Raw genomic sequence first — 23721 nt, 5'->3', positions numbered from 1 at the left:
CTCAACAACTACGCCGGCCTGAACGGCTTCTACTTCATCACGAGTTCGCGCGAGGAGCGACTCGGACTGCCGAGCGGCGAGTACGACGTCCCGCTCATGCTCCACGACCGGTCGTTCGAACCGGACGGGTCGCTGCACTACCCGGACTCGTTCGTCCCGAACGTCGCCGGCGACACGGCCGTCGTCAACGGGGCCGTGTGGCCCTATCTGGAGGTCGAACCCCGACGCTACCGCCTCCGGTTGCTCAACACCTCCAACGGCCGCACGTACGCCATGCGACTGGAGAACGAGAGTGACGACGCGGACAGCGTCCCGACGTTCCACCAGTTCGCGGCCGGCCACGGGTTCCTCGACCGTGTCGTCCCCATCGGCCCGAACGGAGACCTGGAGTCGCTGGTGGTCGCCCCGTTCGAACGAGGCGACGTCGTCGTCGACTTCTCGGACCACGCCGGCGAGACGTTCACGGTCACGAACCACGCCGAGTTCCCCTTCGCCGGTGGCAGTCACGCGGAGGGGGGCGGCGGCCACGAGGAGAGCGGCGACGACGGACACGGCGGGTCCGGCCCGACACTCGACGAACTGTTCCAGATCCGGGTCAGAGAGCCCACCGGGCCAGTGACGGACGACAGCGCGGACCCGGCGACGCTCACCCTCCCGTCGGACACCGGGCCGACGAGGGACGCCGCACGGACGACCCGGCAGATGACGATGACGATGACCCGGGACGAGTACGGCCTGGCGAAGCACCTCCTGAACGACCGGGGGTTCCACGCGGAGACGCAGGTCGACCCGCAACTCGGGTCGACCGAGGTGTGGGAAGTCGAGAACACGACCATGCACACCCACCCGCTCCACATCCACCTGGTGCGGTTCAAGGTACTCGGCCGCGGCCCCGACGGTACCGAGGCCCCCGCGCCGAACGAGCGCGTGGGCAAGGACACCGTCCGGGTCAACCCCGGCGAGACGGTCCGCATCCTCGTCAAGTTCGGCGACTTCCCCGGGCAGTACCCGTGGCACTGTCACGTCCTCGAACACGAGGACCACCAGATGATGCGGCCGTTCGAGGTGGTCCGCGGGAACGCGAACGGCGGTGAGGGCGCTGGCGGAAACGGGGACGGAAAGGGGAACGGTCGGAACGACGGCCGGGGTGACGCCTGACCGGACCGTCGACACTCGCCCGCGTCCGCTCGGCACGAGGCCACGACGGACGGGTCGAACGAGGGCGAAACAGCGCGGGGAGGTCCGTCGGCCCCAGCCGACAGTCTCAGTCCGCGCTCGCCCCTTCCGATAGGACGCCTGCCTGCCGCGCGCGGGCGACGATGCGCTGTGCCATCTTGTTCGTCGCCTCGTCGACCATCTCGCCGTCGACGCTCACCGCTCCCTTCCCCGCCTCCATCGCCGCTTCGTACTCGGTGACGATGCGCTCGGCGCGCTCGGCCTCCTCGGGCGAGGGGGCGAACACCTCGTTGGCGGGTTCGATCTGGTTGGGGTGGATGGCCCACTTCCCGTCACAGCCGAGCAGCGATGCGTGCCGGCAGGAGTCGCGGAAGCCGTCGACGTCCTTGATGTCAGCGTAGGGCCCGTCGATCACCTGTAACCCTTCGGCCTTGGCGGCGTGAGCGATGCGGGCGAGCTGGTAGTGCCAGTAGTGGCCCGGGTAGCCCTCGCCGGAGCCGATGGTGAGGCCGGCGGCACCGACGCTCGCGGTGTAGTCGCCGGGACCGAACACCAGCGACTCGATGCGGTCGGAGGCGCGGGCGATTTCGGTCACGTTGGTCATCCCGGCGGCGGACTCGATCTGACACTGGAGTCCGATCTCTCCTTCCTGGAGGCCGGCGTTGTGTTCGACCTGTGTGAGGAGGTCGTCGACGGTCTGGACGTACGAGGCGTCGTGACACATCGGGACCATGATGGTGTCGAGATACTCGCCCGCCTCTCCCACGACGCGGATGACGTCCTCGTACCACCACTCGGTCTCGACGCCGTTCATCCGGAAGCAGGGCTTCGTCTCCGACCAGTCGTACTCCGTGAGTCCCTCGACGACGTTGTCGCGCGCGGCCACCTTCTCGGAGGGGGCGACGCTGTCTTCGAGGTCGAGGAACGCCTCGTCCGCACCCGACCCGGGGGCGCGTGCGATCATCTTCGGGTCGCTGCCGGGCGTGGCGAGTTGCGACCGGCGGAGCGTCACCTCCTCAGTCATCGTCGCTCTCGCTGGGCACCGGTTCGGTCTCCTCCCCGCTGGTCAGGGGGTCGGTCTCGTCCTCCGAGAAGCCCTCCGATCCCTCGATACGCTCGCGAGCCAGCGGGTCGAACTCCATCTCGATGTCCTGGTAGCGCGAGACGAACGAGAGTTCGTGGTGGGACTCCGTCGGGTGGTCGAGGTAGCGGCCCTCGAGGTCGAACTGCGCCTCTTCGGCGTCCTCGGCCAGGCGCTTGAAGTCCTCGTAGACCGCGTGCGCCCCCGAGTGCAGCCCGAACAGCGTGATGAAGATGTACTTGTAGCCCATCTCACCCAGTTCCTGGAAGGTGAGTGGGTCTTCCTCCTGTGACCACGCGAACGACGACGAGTAGTTGAACGCGAGGTCGAGGTCCGGGTGCGTCTCGTGGATGGTCTCGGCGTAGCCGATGGCGTCCTCGCGCGAGGGGTCGGGCATCTCCGGCCAGACGAGGTCCACCCCGGCGTCGGCGTACAGTCTCCCTCTCTCGAGATGTTCCTCCCAGTCGCCGTTCGCCGACCCGTACGCGTCCGTCCGGGCGATGATGACCGTGTCCTCTGACTGCTTGGCGTCGACGGCGGCCTCGAAGCGCGAGCGGGCTTCCTCGCGGGAGACGATCTGCTTGCCCGCGATGTGCCCACAGCGCTTGGGCGAGGTCTGGTCCTCGATGTGGACCGCGGCGACGCCGGCCTTCTCGTACTCGCGCACGGCCCGGCGGACGTTGTGGACGCCACCGTAGCCCGTGTCACAGTCCGCAATCACGGGAATGTTACACGCCTCGACGATGCGCTTGGCGTTCTCGACCATCTCGGTCATCGTCACCATCTCCAGGTCGGGGAAACCGAACTGGCCGAGGACGGTCGAATAGCCGGACATGTACGCGGCGTCGTGGCCCGTCATCTCGGCGAGGCGGGCGTCGAGCGCGTGGTAGAGGCCGGGGGCGAAGACGTACGTCTGTTCGTCGAGTCGCCGACGGAACTCACGCGCCATCGGGTTGTCGACGTCGCGGGTGAACGTGTCCGAGTCCATCTCGGTCGGCTCGAGGGGCGCGTCGCTCATCGGTCGGCCTCCAGGCGGCGTTCGATACGGTCGAGTTGCTCGCGCACCGTCCGCAGTTCGCGCTGGAGTCTCGCGGTAGAATCAGTCCCGCTCGGGCCCAGGTCGGGGCAGAGCGGCGCTTCGGTCTCGAGTTCTTCGCGGTTGGTTCGGGCGTCGGTGCGTCGGGTCGTGTCCGGGTTCGTGCTCATCTTAGAGAGGTGTCGGCGGTGTCGGTGGGTACGTCGATTCGGTCGTCGGGCGGCGGCGTGCTCCGGATACGTGTACTGTCACCATCGGCACTGAGGCACACTCGAATCTGAGAGATAAAGTTTATGATTCATAATGATAATATTCTATAATGATATTGTATCGTGCAGTCTAATTTTAGGCGTATAAATGTTTGTCATTGTCTATCACACTTCCGGCGGGGTGGTGAGTTACACACCGACTAGCGTCGGGGTTCTGGACGTTCCCGTCTCGGTCCGGCCGAACAGCCACCGTCCGTAGTGTAAATGAATCGTACAGTCGTGTAGCAGCGTCACTCACGGGAAGGATTCAGTCACGCACACGCTCCGTTCGCTCCAGTCGGTACACACCGGAAGACACACGCTGACGCGGCACACTCACGAGGCGATGTCGTCGGCCTTAATCCTCCTCGCGCCCGGGTTCGAACCATAGTGACATCCGCCATCGAAGTCGAGAACCTCCAGAAGGAGTACGGCGACGTGAAGGCGCTGAACGGCGTCGACCTGACCGTCCCGGAGGGTTCCTTCTTCGGTCTCCTCGGTCCGAACGGCGCCGGGAAGACGACGTTCATCAACATCCTCGTGGGTCTCGTCCGCAAGACCGGTGGCCGCGCGAGCGTCTTCGGCCACGACGTCGAGGCCGACTACCAGGCGGCGCGCGACTGCATCGGACTCGCCCCACAGGAGTTCAACGTCGACCAGTTCTTCCCCATTCGACAGATTCTCACGCACAAGGCGGGCTACCACGGGATTCCGCGCTCCGAGGCCCGAGAACGCGCCGAGGAGGCTCTGAAGCAGGTCGGCATCTGGGAGAAGCGCGACACCCGCTTCAACTGGCTCTCCGGGGGAATGAAGCGGCGGTTCGTCCTCGCCCGTGCGCTGGTGACCGAACCCGACCTGCTCATCCTCGACGAACCGACCGCCGGCGTCGACGTCCAACTCCGACGGGACCTCTGGGAACTCATCACCGAACTCAACGACCGCGGCACGACCATCCTCCTCACCACCCACTACATCGAGGAGGCCGAACGCCTCTGTGACGAAGTCGCCATCCTCGACGAGGGGCGCATCGTGGAAGTCGCGAGTCCGGACGAACTGATGAACCGCGGCACCGACCGCGTCCGCGTCACCCTGCGGAACCCGCCGACCGAGGTGCCCGACATCGTCGCCGGCAACGGGCAGGTCGAGGCGGTCGAACTCGTCGACTCCGACATCGTGGTCACCGCCCACCAGGGCGGCTTGCTCGCGCCGGACCTGCTCCGCGAACTCGACCGGAAGGGGTTCGAAATCGTCGACCTCGACATCTCCCGGACGTCTCTCGAAGAGGTGTTCGTCGAGATGACTCACTCGCAGGAGACCATCCCCGCGGGAGGCACCGAGTAGATGTCGCTCCTCTCTGTCGTCCTCGCGCTCGTCTCTCGGGTTTCGGGCGTCGGCTTTCGGACCGTGGCCCGCCGCGAAGTGGAACGGTTCCTCCGCCGCCCGAAGAACACCTTCGCGCCGCCGCTCATCACGAACGTCCTCTACTTCTCGGTGTTCGGCGTCATCCTCGGCCAGCGCATCAACGAGGTCAACGGCGTCCCGTACATCCTCTTCATTCTCCCGGGCCTGGTCGTCCTCGGCGCCATCTCGAACGCGTTCGAGAACGCCTCCTTCTCCATCTTCCACGGCCGGTGGAACCGCTACATCGAGGAGGCGCTCACCTCGCCGCTGTCGTACTCGACGATGGTCGCCGGCTACACCGTCGCCGGGGTCGTCCGGGGACTGCTCGTCGGCGCCCTCATCGCTGTCGTCGGCGCGGTGTTCACGAGTGTCGGGGTCGCCCGCCCCCTCTACCTCGTCGCGTTCGCCCTCGTCATCACGTTCCTCTTCGCCTCCGTCGGCATCGTCGGGGGCCTCTGGGCCGACGACTGGGACGACCTCACGATGATGAACCAGTTCATCGTGCGCCCCCTGGTGTTCTTCGGCGGCGTCTTCTACTCGCTCGCCGAACTCCCGCCGCTCCTGCGGGACGTCTCGCTCCTCAACCCGATGGTGTACATGGTGAACGGGGTCCGGTACGGTTTCCTCGGCCAGAGCGAGGTCGACCCCAACGTCTCGCTCGTCGTCCTCGCGGGACTCACCGTCGCGCTCGTCGGCCTGAACGTCGCGCTGTTCAAGCGTGGCTACGGCCTGACCGAGTAGGCGGCCGGAGGGTCGACACGCCTTTGCCCTCGCCACCTGTCGACCGGCGTATGTCGACCGTGTTCGTCACCGGTGCCGCCTCCGGCATCGGCCGCGCCACCGCGCTCCGTCTCGCCGGGCGCGGCCACCGCGTCGTCGCCTTCGACGTCGACGCCGACGGCCTCGCCTCCCTCCCGCCGACCGTCGAGACCCACGTCGGCGACGTCACCGACGAGGACCGCGTCCGCGAGACGCTCCCGACCGACCTCGACGCGCTCGTGAACTGCGCCGCGACGTACGAACTCGGCGCCGTCGAGGACGCCGACTGGGACCGGGTCGAAGCACAGTTCCGCGTCAACGTCTTCGGCACGCTCGCCGTCACGCGGGCGGCGCTCCCGCGCCTGCGCGCGACCGGCGGGCGGGTCGTCACGCTCTCGTCCGTCCTGGGTCGGACTTCGCTCCCCCTGCACGGCGTCTACGCGGGCACGAAACACGCGGTCGAAGGGCTGTTCGACGCTCTCAGAGCCGAACAGGACGCCGTCGACGTCGTGCTCGTCGAACCGGGACCGGTGCGGACGGGGTTCAACGAGCGGGCGAAGGCCGGACTCGACGACGACGCGTCGCCTCACCGCGACCTGTACGACCGCGTCCGCCGCCACTACGACCCCGGCGGCGTCCCGCCCGAACGAGTCGCCCGCGTCGTCAGCGAGGCGGTCGAGTCGCCGTCCCCGCGGGCGCGTTACCTCGTCACCCCACAGGCGTGGCTCCTCGTCTGCTGTCGCGCGCTCCTCCCCGGCCCGCTCTACGACCGGGTCGCGCTCGCGCGGGTCCGGAACCGGAGCGTCTTCCGGGCCGCGCTGGAGACGGTCGCTGGTGGGATTTCGGCCGGCGTCGCCCGACTTCTCGACCGTCGGGACTGACGGGGTCGCCGGCTGTCAGTCCAGCCCGGGGTCGACGTCGGGTCCGTCGACCGCACCGACCGCCCGGAGACACGCGAGCGGCGCGCCTGCGGCCCACGCCTGTGGCTCGCAGGCCGACCCGTACTCCACCGGGACGACGGTCTGCTCCCGGGCGAACCCGGCGAACAGTTCGGGGAGGCCTCCGCCGTTCGCCTGCGCCGCCGAGACGAGGCCCTCCGACACCACCCGCGCCGCCTCGTCGAACCCGTACCGGGCCATCCCGAGCGCACACAGGGCGGTGTCGTGCGGCCAGACGCTCCCGCGGTGGTAGCTCTGGGGGTTGTACGCGTCGTGACTCGCCGCGAGCGTCCGCAGGCCCCACCCGGTGAACACGTCCGGCGAGCGGAGTCGGTCGACGACCGATCCGGCACGGGTCGGCGGGACGATGCCGCTCCACAGACAGTGTCCGGGGTTCGTCGTCACCGTCTCCACTCGCTCGCCGTCGTCCAGCGCGACGGCGTACGTCCCCTCGCTCTCGACCCAGAACGCCTCGTCGAACCGGGTGCGAAGCGCCGCCGCCGACCGGTCGAGAACGGCGGCACGCTCCTCGTCGCCGACCCGCCGCGCGATGTCGGCCCCGCGCCGGCGTGCGTCGTAGACGTACCCCTGCACCTCCGCCAGGGCGACCGGTCCGTCCATCCACGACCCGTCCGGGTAGACGACCCCGTCGGGGCTGTCCTTCCAGCCGACGTGTCGCAGGTGGCCGTCGGTCGGGTACGCGAGGAACCCCTCTCCGCCTCCCACCGTCCTCGTCGAGCGGTCACACCACGCGAGCGCCCGGTCGACGTGGGGCCAGAGGGCTGCGAGGAAGTCGTCGTCGCCGGTCCACCGCCAGGCCTCGTGGACGAGCGTCACGAAGAGCGGCGTCGCGTCGACCGTCCCGTAGTACGGCGTGTGTGGAATCTCGCCGCGTGCGGCGAGTTCCCCGCGTCGTTCCTCGTGCAGCACCTTCCCCGGCGCCGCCTCCCGGTACCCGTCCACCGTCTCGGCCTGTCGTGACGCCAGGTAGCGGCACGTCGCCGTCGCGGGGGCGGCCGACAGCGGGAGCGCCTGGTAGGCGGCGACGAGGCTGTCCCGGCCGAACGCCGTCGCGTACCACGGAACCCCCGCGGCGAACAGGCCGCGCTCCAGTCGGAGGTCGAGCAGGTCGGTTCGGCTCCGTTCGGCCACGTCCGACCACCGCTCCACGTCGAGTGCCGTCTCGCGCGCCCACCGCTCGGCCCGCTCGCGCCCCCACGACTCGGTGGCGTCGACGCACGCGCCGACGCTCGATGCGGTCACCGGCTCCCGTGCCTGCGCGCCGTCCCCGAACGCCACGGCGACTCCGAGCGCCCGCGTCTCGTGTCCCGCGAGGCCGACAGCGAGGTCGAGGCGGGCGTCCTCCCGGCGCTCTTCCCGCTCTCCGTCGTTCCCGCCCCGTCCGTCGTCGCCGTCACCGTCGGCGTCGACGTCTGCACCGACGGCGACGGCGACCCCGTCCGCGTCGCCTCGCTCGTCCGCGTCGCCTCGCTCGTCCCCGTCGTCGTCGAGTACTGCGACGCGGACGAGTGTCTGCCACTCCCGGTCGAGGTCCGGCGGGGCGTACACGAACCGAACGCCGCCGCTCCGTCTCGTCTGCTCGGCCCGGTCGGTCGTCACTGTGCGCTCCCGCTCGTCGTCGACGTAGCCGCGCACCTCGAACAGGTCGTCGAACCGGGTGCCGACCCGAACCGAGAGGCGTTCCGTGCCGGCCGTAGCCGTCAGGTTCGAAACGGCGAGTCGCTCACAGAGCCAGCCCGGACGGACGACGGTCGTTCGGGTGACGTGGCGGGTCCGCGCGCCCTCTGCCTGCGGACGGCCCAGATACGTCACTCGCTCCCCGGGACGCGTCGCGGCCGTGGTGAGTGGTTCGAGATCACCCGTCAGGTCGTACCGGTCGAGGTGCCGTGTGTCACGGTGGTACGCCCCCGCGTGGCTCCCGTTCTCGCCGTCGGTCCGTCCGTCGGGGTCGGTGACGAGGAACGTGTCGCCCGCCGCGACCACGCGGTCGTGTTCCATACCCGATACTCACGAGCGCCCCCGAGGAAGCTTCCGGTCTTTTTGCCGCCCGCCCCCCAAGGACCGGTATGCCCGCACCACCCGACCTCGACCGTTTCACCTCCCGCCGTTCGACCGTCTACGGCTCGCGAGGGGTAGTCGCGACCAGTCAGCCGCTCGCCGCCGAAGCGGGGGTCGAACTCCTCCGTGAGGGGGGAAACGCGTTCGACGCGGCCGTCGCGGCCGCCGCGGCGCTCAACGTCGTCGAACCGACGAGTACCGGCCTGGGCGGCGACGTCTTCGCGCTCTACCGGACCGCCGACGGCGACGTCGGCGCCCTCCGTTCGTGCGGGGGCGCGCCCGCCGCGGCGACCATCGAGTCGGTGCGTGACGCGCTCGGAGCAGCGGACGGCGAGACGGTGCGGATGCCGGAGCGCGGTCCGCACACCGTCACCGTCCCCGGGACGGCCAGAGGGTGGGAGACGACCGTCGAGGACCTCGGACGGCTGACGCTCGCCGACTGCGTCGCTCCCGCCGTCAGATACGCCACCGAGGGGTACCCCGTGAGCGAAGTCGTCGCCGCCCAGTGGGAACACGGCGAGGACCTCTTCGAGTCGGCACACGCCCGCGAGGCGTACCTCTTCGACGGACGCGCCCCGACGGTGGGACAGCGAGTCACGCTCCCGCGCCTCGGTCGCACGCTCGCTCGCCTCGGCGAGGAGGGGGCCGACCTCGTCTACGAGGGAGACGTCGCGGAGGCCATCGTCGACACCGTCCAGGCGGCGGGCGGATTCCTCTCGACGGACGACCTCTCGAGCTTCGAACCGGCGTTCGTCGACCCGCTCTCGACCCGGTACGGGGGCTGTGAGGTGTACGAACTCCCGCCGAACAATCAGGGCCTCGTCGCGCTGGAGGCGCTGAACGTCGCCCGCGAGGCGGGCGCCCGGGAGGCGACGGGCGTCGACCGACTCCACCTACTCGCCGAGGCCACCAAGCGGGCGTTCCACGACGGCCACCGGTACATCACCGACCCCGCGTTCGAGGAAATTCCGCCGCTGAACTCCCGCGCCTGGGCGCGAACACGGGCGGCCGACATCGGCCCGACGGCGTCCGACGACGTCTCCTTCCGCCCGCGGACGAACGCCGAGGACGCCGACACGGTCCTCGTCTGCGTCGCCGACCGGGAGGGCAACGTCGTCTCGTACATCAACTCCCGCTTCGCGGGGTTCGGCTCGGGACTCGTCGCGGGCGACACCGGTATCGCGCTCCAGAACCGCGGCGCGTCGTTCTCGCTCGACCCGACCCACCCCAACCGGCTCGCCCCCGAGAAGAAGCCGTTCCACACGCTCATCCCGAGCCTCCTCGACTTCGCGCCCGGCGGCGGGGACGACTGGGCCGCCTTCGGCGTCATGGGCGGGTTCATGCAGCCACAGGGCCACGTCCAGGTGGTCTCGAACCTCGTCGACCGCGACCTCCCGATTCAGCGCGCGCTCGACGAACCGCGCTGGCGCTACCGCGAGGACGGCACCCTCGCCGTCGAGGAACGACTCGCCGGAGCGACGAAACTCGCCCGCCGCGGGCACGACGTCCGCGTCCTCCCGCCGTCGCTGTTCGGCGGGGCACAGCTCGCTCGCTGGTCGGACGGAGTCCTCTCGGGGGCGACCGAACCGCGGAAGGACGGCACTGTCGCGGCGTACTAGCCCGGCGGACTCCCGGTCGCCCGGAGTCGAAGTCGACTACCGAACCCGGAACGCGACGTCGTCCGACGTCGTCTCGAGGCCGGTCACCCGGTCGACGACGCGCGCCGTCGCGGCGTACCGCCCCGGACTCAGGCCCGGTTCGCCGAACCGGACGGGGAGTTCGGCGAGCGTCGCATCGGGGTCGACGAACAGCCGGACCTCCCGTTCGTTCCGCGCCACCCGCCGCCCGTCGGCGTCGGTCACTGTCACCGCGAGCGCGACGTCGACCCGGCTGGTCGACTCGCCTCCGAGCGGGTAGGTGAAGTTCACCGCGACGGTCAGCGGGTCGCCCGCCGCGACGTCGCTGGTCCCGCGGACGACGACGTCGCCGACTCGCTCCCACGACTCCACCAGCGAGACGGAGTTGACTCGCGGGCCCGCGAGCCGTCGCCGCAACCGCTCGACCTCCCGTTCGAGCGTCTCGATGCGTTCCTCTCGGGCCTCGACGGTCGCTTCGAGTTCGGCGAGGCGCACCCGCCGGTCGGCGACCGTCTCGCGCTCGACGAGGTCGTAGCCGAGACAGCCACTGACGCCGGCGAGCCCACAGAGCGCGAGCAGTTCCCGTCTGTGCATGGTCGTCACAGGGGCGTCCGCGTCAAGAAGCTCCCTCCCGTTCCCGCTCTCGCTCCTGCTCCCACTCTCCTGATGCGCACCCCCGTCGGTCACACCACGGTGAAGCGCGCCGCCAGGGGTCGCGAATCGACGCCGTCGACCACGTCCCGGACGCGCGCCACGGCGCCGTACTCGCCGGGCGAGAACCCCCGTGTGTCGAACAGCAGCGGCGTCTCGCCGACCCGTCCCGTTTCGACGAAGTACCGCAGTTCCCGCTCGTTCGTCCCGACGACGGCACCCGCTTCGTCCGCGAGCGTCACCGAGACGGTCGTCAGCCGCTGTGCGGCCGTCTCCTGGCGTCCCCGGTCGGTCTCGACGTCGACGCTCGGCGTGGTGAAGTTCACCGCAAGCGTGGCGAGACTGCCGCGGGTGACGCGTGTGGTCGCTCGGTGGACGACGTCGCCGAACCGCTCCCACCCGGAGACGAGCGAGACGTCGTTCACCCGCGGACCGTCGACCTGCCGTTCGAGCGCGTTCCGACGTGCCTCGGCTGCGGCGAGGCTGGTCTCCAGCCCCGAGACGTGAGCCTCCAGGGCGGCGATGCGTTCCTCTCTGACCGCGACGGTCGCTTCGAGTTCGGCGAGACGGACCCGGCGCTCTGCGACCCGCTCTGTCGCCTGGAGTTCGTAGCCGAGACAGCCTGCGAGCGCCGTCACCGCGCCCACCGCGAGCAGGTCGCGTCGGTTCATACGACCGGGAGGCGCGGTGTCGTAATCAAGCCGCTCCCCGCACCGACAGACCGAAACCGCCGACGCCCGTACGGAACCCGATGCGTGCCGCTGACGGTGACCGACTCGGGTTCGACGAGAACCGCAACGTCCTCACCGAGGCGCTCGGCAGACTCGTCCCGCAGGCGGTGGCCCGGCGTGCGCTCTCGGTCGACGTGGAGACGGACCGTTCCGTCTACACGCCGGCCGACGACGTCCACTTCCGCGTCACCTTCGAGAACCGGCTCCCGGTCCCCGTCGTCGTCGAGACGCCCGACCGGCGGCTCTGGGGGTGGGCGGTCGACGGAGAGCTGGAGGCGTCGGACGAGTCGCGCTTCGACGACCCGACCCGCGAGACGCCCGGGCAGTTCGCGTTCCGTGGCGGGGAGCGGAAGGTCGTCTCGCGGACGTGGCACGGGCGCGTCCGCCGCGTCGACGAGGGCGACCGGACCCGGTGGGTCGACCTCGACCCGGGGTGGCACGAACTCGGCGTCTTCCTCGCGTACGAGGGCGGGGCGCGCGCGACGACGACGTTCGAGATGCGCGAACGGGAGTAGCGCCCACGCCGCTCAGACCCAGACCCAGACGCTCTCGCCGTGACCCGTCGCGGGCAGGCCGACGTCGACGTTGGCCCCGACGAACCAGATGGGCCCCGAGAGGTGGATGCGCGCGGTGTTGACGACGACGCGCTCGACGGCGTGTGTGTGCGTCGTCCCGTCCTCCTCGCGGACGGTCACCGAGTAGTGGTCGGGCGCCTCGGGCGTGATGACCGTCTGGACTTCCTCGTAGTTCGTGGTCCCCTCGGCGAACCGAGCGGGCGTCGTCGAGCCGGTGTCTGGCATCGTGTTACCTCTTCGCACACGCTTGGCGCTCGGCACACTTTACCACACGCTCCCTAGTCGGGTGGTAATCGGTCGTTTAACACGCGGTTTCGGCTCGGTCGGTGGAGAGCCACCCCGTCAGCGGCTGTCGATAACGACCCGTTATCGGTCCCCGGTGACCGACTCGCGGTGGAGGTGACAGGCCGCGAAGTGACGTCCGGACCCGACTGCCGACTCCACCTCGTACGCCGGTTCCTCGCGGGCGCAGATGCTCCGTTCGGCGAACGTCTCGGTCAGCACCGTCTCCGCGCGCTCGGGGTCGTCGTTGAGGAGCGCGTCGATGGCCTCGGTGACGGCGTCGCCCGCCTCGCCCGAGGGCACCCCGTCCGCGAAGAACTCCGAGCGAATGGCCCGCTCCCCGCTGTCGTCGGCGGTGACGGTGCGGCGGGAGACGGCGCGCATGAACCGGCGGACGTTCGCCCACTCGGTGTCCGTCATGGACACGTCGTCCGGCGCGATGAGCTTCGGACACCGGGTGCGGAACCGACAGCCTGAGGGTGGCTCGATGGGCGACGGAACGTCGCCTTCGAGGACGCCGCGGGCCCCCGTCGCCCGGGGGTCGGGAACCGGAATCGACTGCAGCAGGGCGTCGGTGTAGGGGTGCTGTGGGTTCTCGAACAGTTCGTCCGTCTCGGCGAGTTCGACCAGCTGTCCCAGATACATCACGGCGACGCGGTCGGAGATGTGTCGTATCACACTCAGGTCGTGGCTGATGAACAGGTAGGTGAGGCCGAACTCCCGTTGGAGTTCCCGCATGGTGTTGAGCACCTGCGCCTGGATGGAGGCGTCGAGCGCGCTCGTCGGTTCGTCACAGACGATGAAGTCGGGGTTGACCGAGAGCGCCCGCGCGAGGTTCACCCGCTGACGCTGCCCGCCGGAGAACTGATGGGGGTACCGGTTGTAGTGCTGGGGGTCGAGTCCCACCTTGTTCAGGAGCATCCGCGCACGCTCCTCGCGTTCGCCGTCGTACAGGCCGTGCGCCCGCATCGGCTCCTCGACGATGGGGCCGACCTTCATCCGCGGGTCCAGCGAGGACTGGGGGTCCTGGAAGATCATCTGCATGTCCTGTCGCTGGCGGCGAAGCCGCTCGCCCGACATCGACGCGAGGTCGACTCCCTTGAAGTACACCGACCCCTCGGTGGGGCTCAGGAGGCGGAGGACCGTCCGCGCGAGTGTCGACTTCCCACAGCCGGACTCGCCGACGAGGCCGAGCGTCTCCCCGCGCTCGATGTCGAAGCTCACGTCCTCGACGGCCTTCACCGTCTCCGTACCGAAGACGCTGGAGAGGAAGCCCCCGCCCTGCGTGAAGTGTTTCGTGAGTCCCGACACGCGCAGGAGCGGGTCGTCACCTCGCTCGGCGTCGGTGTCGACGTCCGAGGACTGCTCGACCGCCCCGCTCATCGGCTCCCCCCGTCCGTCTCGGCCTCCTCGTCGAGCAGTCCGCCCGCCGCGAAGGCGTTCGTCGCCTCGGTGTCGAGCGGCGGCGACTCGTCGTAGCCGACGTCCTCGTACTTGACACACGAGACGTGGTGGTCGCCCTCGACCTCCTGGTACGCCGGCTCGACGCGCGGACAGACCTCGCGTGCCTCCGGACATCTGGTGTGGAACCGACAGCCAGAGGGCGGGTCGATGGCTTCGGGCATCACTCCCGTGATGGGTTCGAGTTCGTCGACGCGCCGGTCCGGCCGCGGGATAGAGCGCAACAGCGCCTCGGTGTAGGGGTGTTTCGTCTCGTAGAAGAGGTCGTCGACGGGTGCCTGCTCGATGATTTCGCCGAGGTACATCACGTTGACGCGGTCACACACCTCGGCGACGACCCCCATGTCGTGGGTCACCCAGATGAACGAGGTGCCGTACTTGTCCTGGAGGTCGTCGACCAGGTCGAGAATCTGTCCCTCGACGGTGACGTCGAGTGCCGTCGTCGGTTCGTCGGCGATTATCAGGGACGGCTCACAGGAGAGCGCCATCGCGATGAGGACGCGCTGGCGCATCCCGCCGGAGAACTGGTGAGGGTAGCTGTCGTACCGGCTCTCCGGCTCGGGGATGCCCACCTCGTACAGCATCTCGATGGCTATCTCTTTCGCCTCGGCGGTGGAGACGTCGCGGTTGATCTCGATGAACTCCCGCAACTGTGACCCGACGGTGAAGACGGGGTTGAGCGCCTCCATCGGGTCCTGGAAGATGATGGCTATCTCGCGGCCGCGAATGCGTCTGCGCATCTCCTGGTTCGAGAGCATCGCGTCGGAGCGTCGCCGCGTGCCGTTCTCCTCGACGATGTCGACGATGGGTTCGCCTTTGAACTCGACGCGGCCGCCGACAATCTCGCCCGGCTCCTCGACGAGTCGCATGATAGAGGTGGTGGCGACGGACTTCCCGGCACCGGACTCCCCGACGAGGCCGACGATTTCGCCCTCGTGGACGTCGAAGCTCACGCCGTCGACGGCGCGGACGACGCCCTCCTCGGTGTAGAAGCGGGTCTGTAAGTTCTCGACGCTGAGTAGTGGCTCGGTCATATCAGTTGTTGATTCGGGGGTCGAGTGCGTCTCGCAGGCCGTCGCCGAGGAGGTTGAACCCCACGACGGTGACGAGGATGGCGATTCCGGGCCAGATGCTGAACCACGGGTTCGGGAGCATGTAGTTGCGCGACGCCGAGAGCATCTGTCCCCACGACGGCGTCGGCGGCTGCGCGCCGTAGCCGAGGAACGAGAGGCCGGCGATGATGAGGATGTTGATACCCACCTGCAGCGTGGCCTGCACCAGGACGGGTGCGAAACTGTTCGGGATGACGTGTCTGAGGATGATGTTTCGGTCCCGGACCCCGGCGGCGCGGGCCGCCTCGACGAAGTCCTCCTCTCTGACGCTCAGGACGCGCGAGCGGATGAGTCGCGCGAACGTGGGGATGGTCGCGATGCCGACGCCGACCATCGCGAAGGTGAGGTTGCGGCCAAACGCCGTCATGAACGCGATGACGAGCACCAGGAAGGGGATGGCGAACAGCACCTCGGCGGCGCGCATGAGCGCGTCGTCGATGCGACCGCCGTAGTAGCCGGCCACGCTCCCGACGAGCGTCCCGAGGACCATCGCGATGCCCGTCGAGACGATGCCGACGACCATCGCGATTCTGGTTCCATAAAAGAGCCGTGCGAGGATGTCACGGCCCCGGTGGTCCGTCCCCAGCGGGTGTGCGAGCGTCCCCGGCTGGTTCGGGTAGAGTTCGTTCGTCATGCCGACCGGCGGCAGGAGAATCTCGGCGTTGTCCGGGTCGTTCACCGGGTTGTACCAGACCGCCTCCGCCAGCACGTACTGTCTGACTCCGAGGTCGGCGAAGAACGCGACGTCCGCGAGGACGTCGAAGACGATGCTGTCGACGAACGCGACGAACGCGACCGTCGTGGTGAAGCCGATGATAGCGAGGCCCAGTAGCGCGGTGGGGTCGCGCCGGACCTGCGAGAGCGTGTACCGGAGACCGACGCGCGCCTCGGGCTGGCCGTCCGCGGCGTCGAAACCGTCCTCGCTCGTGGTCCCGCGCCACGACTGCTGGGTGCGATTCGAGGTCGAGGTCGAAGATGAGGTGTCCTGGGCCATGTTACTCGGATTCGTCGAACGACACGCGTGGGTCGACGTACGCGTACGACAGGTCGGTGATGATGACGCCGATGACGAAGACGAGGCCGAACATGAGCGTCGTCCCCATCACGAGCTGGAAGTCCTGGTTCTGGATGGCCGTGATGATGAGCCGACCCATCCCGTTGATGGAGAACACCGTCTCCGTGAGGACGGCCCCGCCGAGCGCCTGCGTCAACTGGAGGCCGACGATGGTGATGAGCGGGAGCTGTGCGTTGCGGAACGCGTGCTTCCGGACGATGGTCGACTCCTTCACCCCGTACGCCCGCGCGAGCTTCACGTACTCCTGGTTGAGCACCTCGAGCATCGACGAGCGTTCGATCCGCGTGAACGCGGCCATCTGGAGCGTCCCGAGGGTGATGGTCGGGAGGATGAGGTGCTCGACGGCGGTCACGACGACGTCGAGACGGGTCTCGGCACCCTCGACGCTCGCCGGTGACGCCCACGGCATGACGAGGTTCGTCGCCGGGAGGAGGTTCAGCTGGAACGCGAAGACGATGATGAGCATCAGCCCGATCCAGAACGACGGGGTGGAGACGCCGAGCAGCGCCACGACGCGCGAGACGTGGTCGGTCGGCTTGTTCCGCCGCTTCGCCGAGACGATTCCCAGCGGGACCGCCGTGACGAGCGCGAACGCGAAGCTCGACACGAGCAGCAGCAGCGTCACCGGGAGGCGCTCCATGATCTTCTCGGTGACGGGAACGCCGTAGTAGAGGCTCGTCCCGAGGTCCCCGCGGACGACGTCGAGCAGGTAGTTCAGATAGCGGATGTGGAGCGGCTGGTCGAGCCCGAACTTCGCCCGGATGGCGGCGGCCTGCTGTGCGCTCGGTGACGGCCCGAGCATGATCTGGACGGGGTCGCCCGGGATGGCGTCCGTCAGGAGGAACGTAATCGTGATGATACCGAGGACCACCGGAATCGACTGCAGGAGTCGGTTGATGGTGTATCGGAGCCGACTCATCGGTCGTCCCTCCGGAGTAACGACCGCCGACTCATCGTCGCTGGCACGGGTGTGTGAGCAGGTCGTACATACTTCGAGGTGGACGTCCCGCGTCGACTACTTGTCGACCGAGACGTTGTTGTGGTTCGTCGCGATGTGGAAGCTGTCGACCGGGTGCGACGCGAAGTCGCTGACGTAGCTCTTCACGCCGAAGCTGTTCTTGAGGTTGTACGCCGGGATGTGTGCGCGCTCTTCGAGGGCGCTCGTGATGCCCTCGATGTAGAGCTGACGGCGCTGTTCACGGTCCGCGAGCTGTCGCGCCTGGACGAACTTCTCGGCGGCCTGCTTGCCGACGTCGCTGTTCGCCCCCCAGTAGGTGCCGTTGGTGACGCCGAGCGTGTCCTCGGTCCGTCCGAGGAGGAAGTAGGTGAACGCGTCGGGGTCGGGGTCGCCGGACCAGCCGAGCGTGTACATGTTGTAGTCGCTCTCGCTGCCGGTGACGTACTTGTCGAGGAAGGCACCCCAGTCGAGGCGCTGGACGGAGACGTTGTCGAAGCCGGCCTCCTTCAGGCCGTTCGACACCGTGACACCGATCTGTTCGCGCTTGTCGTCCGGCGGGACGATGATGTTCCACTGGTAGTCCATCGGGACGCCCGCCTCCTCGAACAGCGCCTGCGCCTCCTCGATGTTCTTGTCGTGGGGAATCTGCTCCCACTCGTCGACGGGCATGTTCCAGTCTTCGGCGACCGAGGCCGGGAGCGGGCTGTACTGCCGGATGCCGGTCGGCTCGACGTAGCTGGAGACGGCCTGGTCCATGCTGAAGCAGTAGTCGACGGCCTCGCGGACCCGTGCGTCGGACGTCGGCCCCTCCTTGCAGTTGAACGCGAGGTAGAAGTAGCCGATTCCGGGCACCTCGTCGATGCTCGCGTCGGAGATGCCCCGGACGGTCGAGTACAGCTTCGGGGGAATCTCTTCGATGACGTCGTTCTCGCCGTTGCGGAGGGTCGTCACCCGGGTGGTCGCTTCCTCGACGGGGACCAGTTCGAGCTCCGCGATGTTCGGCATCGGCTCGCCCCAGTAGTCGTCGTTGCGCTGGAGGCGGACGAAGTTGCCCTCCTGCCAGTCGACGAACTCGAACGGTCCCGACCCCACCGGGTTCTGCGTGTTGAACGCGTCCTTGTCCTCCTCGCGGACGGACTGGGGGACGATGCCGAGGTCGAGCAGGTGGCGGAAGGGTCCGTAGGGGAACTGGAGATCGAACTGCACCGTGGTCTCGTCGACCACGCTGATGGTGTCGATCATGTTGAACTCGCTCGCGTTCTCCGTCTCCTCGGCCACCGGCGCCTCGTACGTGTACTTGACGTCCTCGGCGGTGACGGGGTCGCCGTTGTGGAACGTCGCGTCGCCGGTCATCTCGACGACCCAGCGCGTCCCGTCGTTCGAGACTTCAGGCTCGCCGGTCGCCAGCGACGGGACCAGACTCGTGGACTCGTTGTACTGGTAGAGACCGTCGAAGATGTTCTGTGCGACCTGGTCCGACGGGACGTCGTTCAGGACGATGGGGTCGAACTCGAGCGGGCTCTTGACGAGCGCGATACGGAGCTTCCCGCCCGACATACCGCCCGACGAGCCGGACGTGGACTCCGATTCGGTCGAAGTCGACTCCGACCCGCCGCCCTCTCCCGAGCCGGACGAGTCGCCGTCGCCACCGGCACACCCGGCGAGGCCCGCGAGGCCGGCCGCACCCAGGCCGAGCACCCGCCGCCGATTCAGTACGTTCCAATCAGGGCTGTCGTCTTGCATCTGACTAACACCTCGTGTCGGAGGATAGTCGAATCTGTGTCGGCCGATGTAAATACCTAACGAAAAGGCACCCTTTCCGGAAAATATCGCCTATGGGGGCTGTCAGAGCCGATATCGCCATTTTACACACAGTAAACTAGCGTATGATTCATCCCGTGATACAACTTTCGGAGCCGTCTAGAAGACGCTTGCGGACAGAACATACACTTTCGCAAACGTATGAACAATTACTGCCTCTCCGTCCGGTTCTCGGCTCACACGTGCTATTCTCATAGTCTTTAGTTATTATATCTACATACTCGGCGGCGACAGGCCGGACGAGTGGACAGAACAAAGTCCGCCCACCGGGAGAGACGCGTATGCGACAGTTCGTGATCACGGGACACGACGCCCCCACGACCCCCGACTTCAGCCTCGACGACCTCCCCGGTAGTGCCGGGCGTCTGGACCTCCTCTGCCGCTGTCTCAACGCAGCCTTCTTCCTCTCGCACGCCATCCGCGACGACGTCCGCGCCCACCTCGTCCTCGCCGACACGTTCACCGTCACGTTCGACGGCCGCGAGGTCCGGCGACTGAACCCTGACGAACGGAGCACGGCCGCCCGCATCCGCGGTGCGCTGGAACAGCGCGAGGAGGCCATCGGTCACATCCCCGCCGAGGCGAGTCCCGGCGTCTCCATCCGGCGCGTCGGCTTCGAACAGACCCTCCGGGACCTGGCCGACGAATCGACCGTCGTCGAACTCCACGAGGCGGGGACGCCCGTCGTCGACGTCGACCCGCCAGAGGACCCGACGTTCGTCCTCTCGGACCACCACGACTTCACGGACGCGGAGGCCGCTCTCTTGACCGAGGTGGCCGACGAACGGGTCCGACTCGGCCCCCACGCCGTCCACGCCGACCACGCCATCACCGTCGCGCACAACTACCTCGACACGGCGGGGTACACCGCGTACTGAGACGGTCCGCCGTCGGTCGCTCCCGTCCCGTCGTCGCCTCCGGCACGACGGCGACACACGGCGACGACAGCCCCGCGGAGACCGCTAATCACAACTGTTAAACACGGGTACGCCATGAGTCAGAGGTGCGGGCCGGTGGGGTAGCTTGGTATCCTTCGGCCTTCGGGTGGCCGTAACCGCAGTTCGAATCTGCGCCGGCCCACTTCTCCCGCATTTCTCCACACGAGCACCGCGTAGCGTGTGTGAGTCGCGACGAAACTGCTCGTTCGTCTCTTACGTGCGCGCTCACGGCCGTCCACAGGCGCGTGAACCCTGAACACTCCTCTTTCACAACAGGAGTGGTTGACGGCACTTCCGTTCCTCACACGAGAGCAGACCGCTGTTGGCTCCCGGAATAGAATCACATCTGATAATTGAGGGGAACCGTTATTACAGTATAGAGATACGTCGTGGCATGTCATACGGTCGTGGCCCGAGAACTGAACACGTCGAGTGTGGCCTGTGCAGGGGGACCGGCATGCATGGAGTCGGGACGTGTCCTGCGTGTAACGGACGCTGTGTTCACGCAGTCACGGTTCATCCCGGGCAACGGATTGTCGTGTGTGGAACATGTAACGGGGGAGGAGCCTACGGGGTGGACCTCTGTGGACACTGCCGAGGTGTGGGCAAACGAGTAATCTAGGCGACATCACTGTCCATCGTAACACCAAGTTCGTTCTCACAGCCGAGAACCGGCCACAGAACACCACGGCAGAAGCGAGTTGGTCGGCTCGCCCGTCCTCTCAGACGTGATGTTCGACTCAGACGACGTCCCTCCCCACTGGTGCCCCGACTGCGGGAACGAACTCGCACCCACCGGCCTCCAGCCCGCTGGCATCGGCCAGTACTTCTGTGAGACGTGTCGGCGACGACACGACCACTACGTCGGGCAGGCCGACGCGAGCGCGTAACGTCCCGACTGCGGCGCAGCCCCGCTCCCAACCCCCACGTCCGACGGTTCACCTCGGCGACGGACTCCCGCCGGACGGTTCCTACGCCGAGAGAGTCGGCGAAGTCCTCTTTATCCACCTCTGAGAATAGTCGCCTGTGATGCCACGAATCCTCATCGCTATCGACGGCTCCGAGCCCTCCGAGAAAGCCCTCGACTTCGCGTTCGAACGGCACGCTGACGCCGACCTGGTCGCCGTCTCGGTACTGGACCCGACGGCGTACGTCCAGGGCTCCGCGGACCTCATCCTCCCGGACGTCGACTCCTGGCGCGAGGACGCCGAGGCCGATGTCCGGTCGGTCCTCGACGCGGCCGCCGACAGGGCCGGAACGTACGGAATCGACCTGGAGACGGAAGTCGTCCACGGGGCGCCCGCCCGCTCCATCGTCGAGTACGCCGACGACAACGACGTCGACCAGATCATCGTCGGGAGCCACGGCCGCGACGGCGTCTCGCGCGTCCTCCTCGGGAGCGTCGCCGAGACGGTCGTCCGCCGGTCGTCGGTCCCGGTGACGGTTGTCCGCTGAGTAGCACCCTCAGCCGACGCGTGCGGACCGCTCGACGAGTTCGGCGAGTTGGTCCCTGATCGACTCGAGCTGCCCGACGGAGTCCGCGTCGATGCACGGGTCGGGTCGCGGCCTGCCACCCTCGTCGCGGTCGTCACAGAGACACCTGTGGAGCGCGTCGAGGTCGATCCCTCGCTCGGCCAGCCACTTCCGGGCGTCCGGTCCGAGTACCTTCCGCCCGAGGAGGCAGCTGAGCAGCCGGCAGAGTTCGTCGTCCGGGTCACGAGGTGGTCGCACCGCGTCGATGCCACCCATCCACACCGCCGCGGTTCTGAGCTGTTCGCGGGTGAACGGCTCCTCGTCGGTGGTTCGGCCGTCGGCGACCGTGCGGACGCGGTGGACGCCTGGCTCGTCCGCGGTGACTGTCGTCTCGTAGACGCCCGCCTCGGCCTCGGAGAGTACGAGTACCGCCTCGGTGCCGTTCGGACGGAGGAGCTCCGCCCGTACGTCCGCGTACCCCTCGAACGGGACGCCGTACTCGGTGAGCTGTGTCCGAATCGTGAGGGTCGTTCCGGGCTCGTACGTCTCCTGCGTGACTGTCGTGCCCAGCTGCAGATTCGAGTACGTGTAGACGGCCGCAGCGTACTTCAGCCCGTGGATGGTCTGCGAGCCGTAGACCCAGACGTCGTCCGGGAGGTCGGTCGCCCAGTCGACGACGCGCTCTTCGTTCAGCGAGACGATTATGTGCCAGCGTCCCCCGTGGACGGGCGACCCGTCGACGACTCGTGGGAGCGACGTCCGAACGAACACCGACTGGCTGCCGACGCGGTGGTCGATGGTCGGATCGAACCGCGCGTCGCCGGCGGTTATCCGCGTCCCGTCCGGCGTTTCCAGTGCGACGGTAAGCGCGCGCGGCTCTGCCGCGAGGACCGTCGCCGTAATCTCGATGTCCGATGCGGTCACGTCGAAGGGGATGCGCGTCTCCTGTCGTGGCCGGAGGTACCCCTCGGGGTCGAGGATCGCCTCGTTGTTGTTGACCCCGGCGAGGATCTGGAGATAGTACTTCGAGAGCAAGAACGTGTCGTCCTCCGAGAGGTTCCCCGTCACGAGGAGATACCCACCAGTGCCGCCCGTCAGTGCGTCGAGTGCTGCCGGCTGAATCTGGCTCGCCGTCCCCAGCCCGATGGCGAAGACGTCCTGGTTGACGACGGTGTCGGCCACGTCTTCGATTCGTTTGTCCGCAGTTTCGATCCCATCGGTCAACACCACCATGGCGTACTCGTCGTAGCCGGGAGCGTCGTCGAGCCGGTCCTTCGCCAGTTCGATACCGTCACCGATTGCCGTGAGTCCCGACGGGTTCGCCGCGAACGTGGCTACTTCGTCGAGGAGTTCGTCCCGGCCGAGTCCCTCACCCACGGCTCCAGCGTCTTGGACGTCGAAGACGGGGTACGCGTCGTGGTCGTAGGTGTTCAACCCGATGCCGTTGTCGTCGTAGAGGAGGTCGGCGAACGCACCTGCGGCGTCTTTCAGTACCTGCTCTTTGATGCGGCCCTCGTCGGTCGTGTCGAGCATGCTGCCGGACTGGTCGAACACGAGCTGGACGGCGACCGACGGGCGTTCGATGGCGTTGCCGACCAGGTCAACGGTGAACTCCTCTCCGGTCTCGTTACAGAGTATCCGCACCTCGCCAGCGTGACTCGTCCCCGGCGCGTCACCGGTGTATCGGAACCAGACGTAGGCCTTCCACGGCGTCGATCCCGACGGATACGCCACCGTCGTCGCGTTACTCACGAGCTCGAACGGCTGTGGCACCGAACTCCGCACCGAGAAGGAGACCGGCACACACGAGTCGACCGAGAACGTCGCCGACCGCTGGGTGGTCGTGCCTTCGGGAACGTCGTTGAAGTCGACGGACGGGGTGTCGAGCGTGACGGCACCGCCGGCCGCTGGAGCCGCGTACGGAGCGAAGAAGTCCCGGATCACGTCGAGACAGACGACACAGAACGCATCACCACTGTCCCGCATCATGCAGTCGTACTGCGGCCGGAACGCGCCGCAGTGGAAGCGGTGAGCCCCCTCGAACGTCCCCACGATACCTGGGTCGACGGGACTCGGGCCGAGGTTGCGCTCGCCACAGTCCGGGTTCTCCATCGTCGGCGACTCCGGCCCGGCGGTCACGAACCCGTTCCACTTGACGAGCGCCGGGTCGGGTTCGGCCGTCACGTTGGGTTCGACCGGCTCCCCACCCGTGTAGTTGTCCCGGCCCTGCTCGTCCGCTACGCACGTCTGGCAGTCGTACTCGTCGGCGAGTTCGAACGCCGAGTGGCC

General features: G+C 67.9%; 22 protein-coding genes and 1 tRNA gene. 10 read left to right on the top strand and 13 right to left on the bottom strand.

What is annotated here, in order from left to right; translation table 11 throughout:
* On the top strand, positions 1-1158 hold a 1158-nt coding region (locus ACESK5_RS13345; protein ID WP_372912075.1), incomplete at its 5' end, for a multicopper oxidase family protein.
* Positions 1159-1264: 106 nt separating this feature from the next.
* On the opposite strand, the gene ACESK5_RS13340 is transcribed toward ACESK5_RS13345, so the two are convergent.
* Genes ACESK5_RS13340 through ACESK5_RS13330 form a run of 3 tightly spaced genes read right to left on the bottom strand, consistent with a single transcriptional unit; the run spans position 1265 to position 3463 of the window.
* The gene (locus ACESK5_RS13340) at positions 1265-2200 is read right to left on the bottom strand and encodes a CoA ester lyase (protein WP_372912074.1); all 936 of its coding nucleotides are present in this window, start codon (positions 2198-2200) and stop codon (positions 1265-1267) included.
* On the bottom strand, positions 2193-3275 hold the full coding sequence (aceA, locus tag ACESK5_RS13335; RefSeq protein WP_372912073.1) for an isocitrate lyase: 1083 nt from the start codon (positions 3273-3275) through the stop codon (positions 2193-2195). The genes ACESK5_RS13340 and aceA overlap by 8 nt, the downstream gene beginning before the upstream one ends.
* Positions 3272-3463, bottom strand: coding sequence for a hypothetical protein (locus ACESK5_RS13330; protein ID WP_372912072.1), 192 nt, complete (start codon positions 3461-3463; stop codon positions 3272-3274). Before ACESK5_RS13330 ends, aceA begins: the two co-directional genes overlap by 4 nt.
* A gap of 468 nt (positions 3464-3931) precedes the next feature.
* Between ACESK5_RS13330 and ACESK5_RS13325 the strand changes: the two genes are divergently transcribed.
* From ACESK5_RS13325 to ACESK5_RS13315, 3 genes are read left to right on the top strand one after another with little or no spacing between them, the layout of a single operon-like run.
* Positions 3932-4882: an ATP-binding cassette domain-containing protein gene (locus tag ACESK5_RS13325; protein ID WP_372912071.1), complete on the top strand. Its 951-nt coding sequence runs from the start codon at positions 3932-3934 to the stop codon at positions 4880-4882.
* The gene (locus ACESK5_RS13320; RefSeq protein ID WP_372912070.1) at positions 4883-5683 is read left to right on the top strand and encodes an ABC transporter permease; all 801 of its coding nucleotides are present in this window, start codon (positions 4883-4885) and stop codon (positions 5681-5683) included.
* A 50-nt stretch (positions 5684-5733) separates the two neighbouring features.
* Positions 5734-6582, top strand: a complete 849-nt coding sequence (locus tag ACESK5_RS13315; RefSeq protein WP_372912069.1) for an SDR family NAD(P)-dependent oxidoreductase — start codon at positions 5734-5736, stop codon at positions 6580-6582.
* 15 nt (positions 6583-6597) lie between these two features.
* Here ACESK5_RS13315 and ACESK5_RS13310 read toward each other — a convergent pair whose 3' ends face one another.
* Positions 6598-8658, bottom strand: a complete 2061-nt coding sequence (locus ACESK5_RS13310) for a glycogen debranching N-terminal domain-containing protein (RefSeq protein WP_372912068.1) — start codon at positions 8656-8658, stop codon at positions 6598-6600.
* A 68-nt stretch (positions 8659-8726) separates the two neighbouring features.
* Here ACESK5_RS13310 and ACESK5_RS13305 point away from each other — a divergent pair, with 68 nt between their 5' ends.
* Positions 8727-10337 (top strand): gamma-glutamyltransferase family protein, encoded by a 1611-nt coding sequence (locus ACESK5_RS13305; RefSeq protein WP_372912067.1) that lies wholly within the window; start codon positions 8727-8729, stop codon positions 10335-10337.
* A gap of 36 nt (positions 10338-10373) precedes the next feature.
* Here ACESK5_RS13305 and ACESK5_RS13300 read toward each other — a convergent pair whose 3' ends face one another.
* Complete coding sequence (locus ACESK5_RS13300) at positions 10374-10949, bottom strand: hypothetical protein (protein WP_372912066.1); 576 nt, start codon at positions 10947-10949, stop codon at positions 10374-10376.
* An 89-nt stretch (positions 10950-11038) separates the two neighbouring features.
* Positions 11039-11677 carry a hypothetical protein gene (locus tag ACESK5_RS13295; RefSeq protein ID WP_372912065.1) on the bottom strand — a complete coding sequence of 213 codons (639 nt, stop codon included), beginning with the start codon at positions 11675-11677 and terminating at the stop codon, positions 11039-11041.
* Positions 11678-11757: 80 nt separating this feature from the next.
* On the opposite strand from ACESK5_RS13295, the gene ACESK5_RS13290 reads away from it, so the two are divergent.
* The gene (locus tag ACESK5_RS13290; protein WP_372912064.1) at positions 11758-12252 is read left to right on the top strand and encodes a hypothetical protein; all 495 of its coding nucleotides are present in this window, start codon (positions 11758-11760) and stop codon (positions 12250-12252) included.
* Between the two features lie 12 nt (positions 12253-12264).
* Here ACESK5_RS13290 and ACESK5_RS13285 read toward each other — a convergent pair whose 3' ends face one another.
* The 6 genes from ACESK5_RS13285 to ACESK5_RS13260 form a co-directional block, all read right to left on the bottom strand.
* On the bottom strand, positions 12265-12537 hold the full coding sequence (locus ACESK5_RS13285) for a hypothetical protein (RefSeq protein ID WP_372912063.1): 273 nt from the start codon (positions 12535-12537) through the stop codon (positions 12265-12267).
* A gap of 141 nt (positions 12538-12678) precedes the next feature.
* Entirely contained in the window at positions 12679-13977 is a 1299-nt protein-coding gene (locus ACESK5_RS13280) for an ABC transporter ATP-binding protein (protein ID WP_372912062.1), read from the bottom strand.
* Complete coding sequence (locus ACESK5_RS13275; protein WP_372912061.1) at positions 13974-15089, bottom strand: ABC transporter ATP-binding protein; 1116 nt, start codon at positions 15087-15089, stop codon at positions 13974-13976. The genes ACESK5_RS13280 and ACESK5_RS13275 overlap by 4 nt, the downstream gene beginning before the upstream one ends.
* Position 15090: 1 nt before the next feature.
* Positions 15091-16161 (bottom strand): ABC transporter permease, encoded by a 1071-nt coding sequence (locus tag ACESK5_RS13270; protein WP_372912060.1) that lies wholly within the window; start codon positions 16159-16161, stop codon positions 15091-15093.
* A 1-nt stretch (position 16162) separates the two neighbouring features.
* Complete coding sequence (locus tag ACESK5_RS13265; RefSeq protein WP_372912059.1) at positions 16163-17161, bottom strand: ABC transporter permease; 999 nt, start codon at positions 17159-17161, stop codon at positions 16163-16165.
* Between the two features lie 96 nt (positions 17162-17257).
* Positions 17258-18943 (bottom strand): ABC transporter substrate-binding protein, encoded by a 1686-nt coding sequence (locus ACESK5_RS13260; protein ID WP_372912058.1) that lies wholly within the window; start codon positions 18941-18943, stop codon positions 17258-17260.
* Positions 18944-19302: 359 nt separating this feature from the next.
* Here ACESK5_RS13260 and trmY point away from each other — a divergent pair, with 359 nt between their 5' ends.
* The 4 genes from trmY (at position 19303) to ACESK5_RS13240 (ending at position 21414) form a co-directional block, all read left to right on the top strand.
* Entirely contained in the window at positions 19303-19899 is a 597-nt protein-coding gene (gene trmY / locus ACESK5_RS13255) for a tRNA (pseudouridine(54)-N(1))-methyltransferase TrmY (protein ID WP_372912057.1), read from the top strand.
* 129 nt (positions 19900-20028) lie between these two features.
* A tRNA-Pro gene (locus ACESK5_RS13250) sits at positions 20029-20101 on the top strand.
* Between the two features lie 589 nt (positions 20102-20690).
* The gene (locus ACESK5_RS13245) at positions 20691-20849 is read left to right on the top strand and encodes a hypothetical protein (protein WP_372912056.1); all 159 of its coding nucleotides are present in this window, start codon (positions 20691-20693) and stop codon (positions 20847-20849) included.
* A gap of 139 nt (positions 20850-20988) precedes the next feature.
* Positions 20989-21414 carry a universal stress protein gene (locus ACESK5_RS13240; protein WP_372912055.1) on the top strand — a complete coding sequence of 142 codons (426 nt, stop codon included), beginning with the start codon at positions 20989-20991 and terminating at the stop codon, positions 21412-21414.
* A 9-nt stretch (positions 21415-21423) separates the two neighbouring features.
* Here the strand turns inward: ACESK5_RS13240 and ACESK5_RS13235 are convergent.
* Positions 21424-23721: M64 family metallopeptidase (locus ACESK5_RS13235; RefSeq protein ID WP_372912054.1), on the bottom strand; the 2298-nt coding region annotated here is incomplete at its 5' end.

The sequence above is a fragment of the Salinigranum sp. genome (genome assembly GCF_041641895.1).
In the GTDB taxonomy this organism is placed as follows: domain Archaea; phylum Halobacteriota; class Halobacteria; order Halobacteriales; family Haloferacaceae; genus Salinigranum.
Note: the sequence above shows the minus strand (reverse complement) of the source record. Positions and strands in the feature narration are given on the sequence as shown.